The organism is Acinetobacter sp. 251-1, assembly GCF_030329305.1.
GTDB lineage: Bacteria > Pseudomonadota > Gammaproteobacteria > Pseudomonadales > Moraxellaceae > Acinetobacter > Acinetobacter piscicola_A.
The window spans coordinates 1-4,027 of the sequence record NZ_JACANS010000045.1 but is presented as its reverse complement, the minus strand read 5'-3'; the positions used below and the strand labels follow the sequence as shown (position 1 = coordinate 4,027).

5 protein-coding genes and 1 pseudogene are annotated in these 4,027 nt (G+C 46.5%); 3 read left to right on the top strand and 3 right to left on the bottom strand.

Annotated elements, in window-relative coordinates; translation table 11 throughout:
* Positions 1 to 441: 441 nt before the first annotated feature.
* Positions 442 to 744 (bottom strand): I78 family peptidase inhibitor, encoded by a 303-nt coding sequence (locus tag HX129_RS17565; RefSeq protein WP_127800881.1) that lies wholly within the window; start codon positions 742 to 744, stop codon positions 442 to 444.
* 315 nt (positions 745 to 1,059) lie between these two features.
* On the opposite strand from HX129_RS17565, the gene HX129_RS17560 reads away from it, so the two are divergent.
* Both HX129_RS17560 and HX129_RS17555 read left to right on the top strand, forming a co-directional pair.
* On the top strand, positions 1,060 to 1,764 hold the full coding sequence (locus HX129_RS17560) for an IS6-like element IS26 family transposase (protein ID WP_001067856.1): 705 nt from the start codon (positions 1,060 to 1,062) through the stop codon (positions 1,762 to 1,764).
* A 91-nt stretch (positions 1,765 to 1,855) separates the two neighbouring features.
* A complete protein-coding gene (locus HX129_RS17555) occupies positions 1,856 to 2,035 on the top strand; it encodes a hypothetical protein (RefSeq protein WP_000902128.1) in 180 nt (59 codons plus the stop codon).
* Positions 2,036 to 2,188: 153 nt separating this feature from the next.
* On the opposite strand, the gene aph(3')-Ia is transcribed toward HX129_RS17555, so the two are convergent.
* The gene (gene aph(3')-Ia, locus HX129_RS17550; protein ID WP_000018326.1) at positions 2,189 to 3,004 is read right to left on the bottom strand and encodes an aminoglycoside O-phosphotransferase APH(3')-Ia; all 816 of its coding nucleotides are present in this window, start codon (positions 3,002 to 3,004) and stop codon (positions 2,189 to 2,191) included.
* 129 nt (positions 3,005 to 3,133) lie between these two features.
* Between aph(3')-Ia and HX129_RS17545 the strand changes: the two genes are divergently transcribed.
* Positions 3,134 to 3,838 (top strand): IS6-like element IS26 family transposase, encoded by a 705-nt coding sequence (locus HX129_RS17545; RefSeq protein WP_001067855.1) that lies wholly within the window; start codon positions 3,134 to 3,136, stop codon positions 3,836 to 3,838.
* Between the two features lie 45 nt (positions 3,839 to 3,883).
* Here HX129_RS17545 and HX129_RS17540 read toward each other — a convergent pair.
* Positions 3,884 to 4,027 (bottom strand): annotated as a pseudogene (locus HX129_RS17540) (DDE-type integrase/transposase/recombinase); the annotation flags it as partial.

The window sequence follows — 4,027 nt, the reverse complement described above, 5'->3', positions numbered from 1 at the left end:
GGTTTTGGCATCTATACCAATATGTAGTTTACGCCATTGGCGACGATATTCAGCTCCATGTTTCTTGCGTTTCCATTTGCCCTCACCTAGCTTTACTGGTGACTAAATTATAAGTGCTCCCATTCTTCACCATTATAACCATCAAGCAGTCACCCTGCCGATCTTCTTCATGCAAACACTGCATGATGACAATAGTCGGTGTGTCCGGTGAGTTAGTACGAGACTCAAGCGTATTCTGGAGCTACTTGATTACCCTCGCCTTCCTTAATGGGACAACTTCTTTCAAACAATCCCGACAAACCTTGATTCCTCCATCATTAATTATGTAATCGATTTCAGTCATACCATGCAGGCCGAATAAACAGCATAGGAATTGAGACATTACTCTTTTCCAAATAATAAAAAACCATCCGAAGATGGTTTTTGTTTAGTCTTTAGCTATTAGCCGCAGGAAACTTGAACGATAATTTTAGTTTGTGGATCGGTGACTACCGTAACTCTATTTGAGCGGTAATCTAAAGTTACTGGTTGACCTGGCGCAACCATTCGTACAATTTCAGCTTTAGTCTTAGCTTTAATTACTGCTTCAGATAAACCAGTTTGTCCCACAAGCTTTGTTGCTTCATCAGTTATACAGCTAGTCATCGTATTTGGTTGTTGAGAAGGCATCTGTTCAGGATTATTTGCACATGCTGTCAATGCAACTGCCGCTAGAATTAAAGATAAATTCTGGATAATTTTCATAAGCTTTTGTCTTATCAGGATTAAAAAGGTAACCATACCAAATACGATAACCTCGACTGTAGGCTTAACTACAATCTCTATACATTCTATTTAAACCGAATATTTAATAAGAAAAGTATTGCTCTCTTAAAGTTAAGGTTTAAAAAATTCCATACAGATTTAATGCTCACAACTAAAAACCTCCCGAAGGAGGTTTTGTACACTATAGCATTTAAGTTTTTAACCACAAAATGCCTTAAGAATAGTTTTAGTGGCACTGTTGCAAATAGTCGGTGGTGATAAACTTATCATCCCCTTTTGCTGATGGAGCTGCACATGAACCCATTCAAAGGCCGGCATTTTCAGCGTGACATCATTCTGTGGGCCGTACGCTGGTACTGCAAATACGGCATCAGTTACCGTGAGCTGCAGGAGATGCTGGCTGAACGCGGAGTGAATGTCGATCACTCCACGATTTACCGCTGGGTTCAGCGTTATGCGCCTGAAATGGAAAAACGGCTGCGCTGGTACTGGCGTAACCCTTCCGATCTTTGCCCGTGGCACATGGATGAAACCTACGTGAAGGTCAATGGCCGCTGGGCGTATCTGTACCGGGCCGTCGACAGCCGGGGCCGCACTGTCGATTTTTATCTCTCCTCCCGTCGTAACAGCAAAGCTGCATACCGGTTTCTGGGTAAAATCCTCAACAACGTGAAGAAGTGGCAGATCCCGCGATTCATCAACACGGATAAAGCGCCCGCCTATGGTCGCGCGCTTGCTCTGCTCAAACGCGAAGGCCGGTGCCCGTCTGACGTTGAACACCGACAGATTAAGTACCGGAACAACGTGATTGAATGCGATCATGGCAAACTGAAACGGATAATCGGCGCCACGCTGGGATTTAAATCCATGAAGACGGCTTACGCCACCATCAAAGGTATTGAGGTGATGCGTGCACTACGCAAAGGCCAGGCCTCAGCATTTTATTATGGTGATCCCCTGGGCGAAATGCGCCTGGTAAGCAGAGTTTTTGAAACGTAAGGCCTTTGAATAAGACAAAAGGCTGCCTCATCGCTAACTTTGCAACAGTGCCGAATTTAGCGCGGTCGCTAAACATTTCGGCACCACCCAGGTGCTGCACGATATCAATCTGAAAATTGATGCCGGTGAATACCGGCTGGCTGCCGACGATCCGGATGAGGAGAACACCCTCGCCACGGCAGTTTTCACCCTCGATGCCAACCACGTCAGGTGGCAAATTTTCGACATTAACCGCGACGATGCTAAATTTCAGGGAGAAGTGCGTGGGTGAGATAGCCGGTCGTCAGTCATAAAGGGCAGGGTAGTACCGTTGGCCCGGCGTTCGATAGTACCGTCCGGATACTGCCAGATATCGGCGTCCAGGGAGATGTCCTGAAGCGCGGTGTCCGGAATTTCAGGTTTGTGTCTCTACAAAGACTAACTATCAGAAAAACTCATCGAGCATCAAATGAAACTGCAATTTATTCATATCAGGATTATCAATACCATATTTTTGAAAAAGCCGTTTCTGTAATGAAGGAGAAAACTCACCGAGGCAGTTCCATAGGATGGCAAGATCCTGGTATCGGTCTGCGATTCCGACTCGTCCAACATCAATACAACCTATTAATTTCCCCTCGTCAAAAATAAGGTTATCAAGTGAGAAATCACCATGAGTGACGACTGAATCCGGTGAGAATGGCAAAAGCTTATGCATTTCTTTCCAGACTTGTTCAACAGGCCAGCCATTACGCTCGTCATCAAAATCACTAGCATCAACCAAACCGTTATTCATTCGTGATTGCGCCTGAGCGAGACGAAATACGCGATCGCTGTTAAAAGGACAATTACAAACAGGAATCGAATGCAACCGGCGCAGGAACACTGCCAGCGCATCAACAATATTTTCACCTGAATCAGGATATTCTTCTAATACCTGGAATGCTGTTTTCCCGGGGATCGCAGTGGTGAGTAACCATGCATCATCAGGAGTACGGATAAAATGCTTGATGGTCGGAAGAGGCATAAATGCCGTCAGCCAGTTTAGTCTGACCATCTCATCTGTAACATCATTGGCAACGCTACCTTTGCCATGTTTCAGAAACAACTCTGGCGCATTGGGCTTCCCATACAATCGATAGATTGTCGCACCTGATTGCCCGACATTATCGCGAGCCCATCTATACCCATATAAATCAGCATCCAGGTTGGAATTTAATCGCGGCCTCGAGCAAGACGTTTCCCGTTGAATATGGCTCATAACACCCCTTGTATTACTGTTTATGTAAGCAGACAGTTTTATTGTTCATGATGATATATTTTTATCGGCACTGTTGCAAATAGTCGGTGGTGATAAACTTATCATCCCCTTTTGCTGATGGAGCTGCACATGAACCCATTCAAAGGCCGGCATTTTCAGCGTGACATCATTCTGTGGGCCGTACGCTGGTACTGCAAATACGGCATCAGTTACCGTGAGCTGCAGGAGATGCTGGCTGAACGCGGAGTGAATGTCGATCACTCCACGATTTACCGCTGGGTTCAGCGTTATGCGCCTGAAATGGAAAAACGGCTGCGCTGGTACTGGCGTAACCCTTCCGATCTTTGCCCGTGGCACATGGATGAAACCTACGTGAAGGTCAATGGCCGCTGGGCGTATCTGTACCGGGCCGTCGACAGCCGGGGCCGCACTGTCGATTTTTATCTCTCCTCCCGTCGTAACAGCAAAGCTGCATACCGGTTTCTGGGTAAAATCCTCAACAACGTGAAGAAGTGGCAGATCCCGCGATTCATCAACACGGATAAAGCGCCCGCCTATGGTCGCGCGCTTGCTCTGCTCAAACGCGAAGGCCGGTGCCCGTCTGACGTTGAACACCGACAGATTAAGTACCGGAACAACGTGATTGAATGCGATCATGGCAAACTGAAACGGATAATCGGCGCCACGCTGGGATTTAAATCCATGAAGACGGCTTACGCCACCATCAAAGGTATTGAGGTGATGCGTGCACTACGCAAAGGCCAGGCCTCAGCATTTTATTATGGTGATCCCCTGGGCGAAATGCGCCTGGTAAGCAGAGTTTTTGAAATGTAAGGCCTTTGAATAAGACAAAAGGCTGCCTCATCGCTAACTTTGCAACAGTGCCAGATATTGCACACCTCTGTCGGAATGATGAATCACATTCTTTGGCATGCCTCGATCATGCAATGCTTGCTCCAATGCATCGAGCACCATATCTGTATTCATCCGTGTCGATACTTTCCATCCAACAATTGCTCGTGA

Excerpts from the sequence above, each read along its gene's own strand:
- HX129_RS17560 (WP_001067856.1), top strand. The coding sequence starts at position 1,060 with ATGAACCCATTCAAAGGCCGGCATTTTCAGCGTGACATCATTCTGTGG.
- HX129_RS17565 (WP_127800881.1), bottom strand. The coding sequence starts at position 744 with ATGAAAATTATCCAGAATTTATCTTTAATTCTAGCGGCAGTTGCATTG.
- HX129_RS17545 (WP_001067855.1), top strand. The coding sequence starts at position 3,134 with ATGAACCCATTCAAAGGCCGGCATTTTCAGCGTGACATCATTCTGTGG.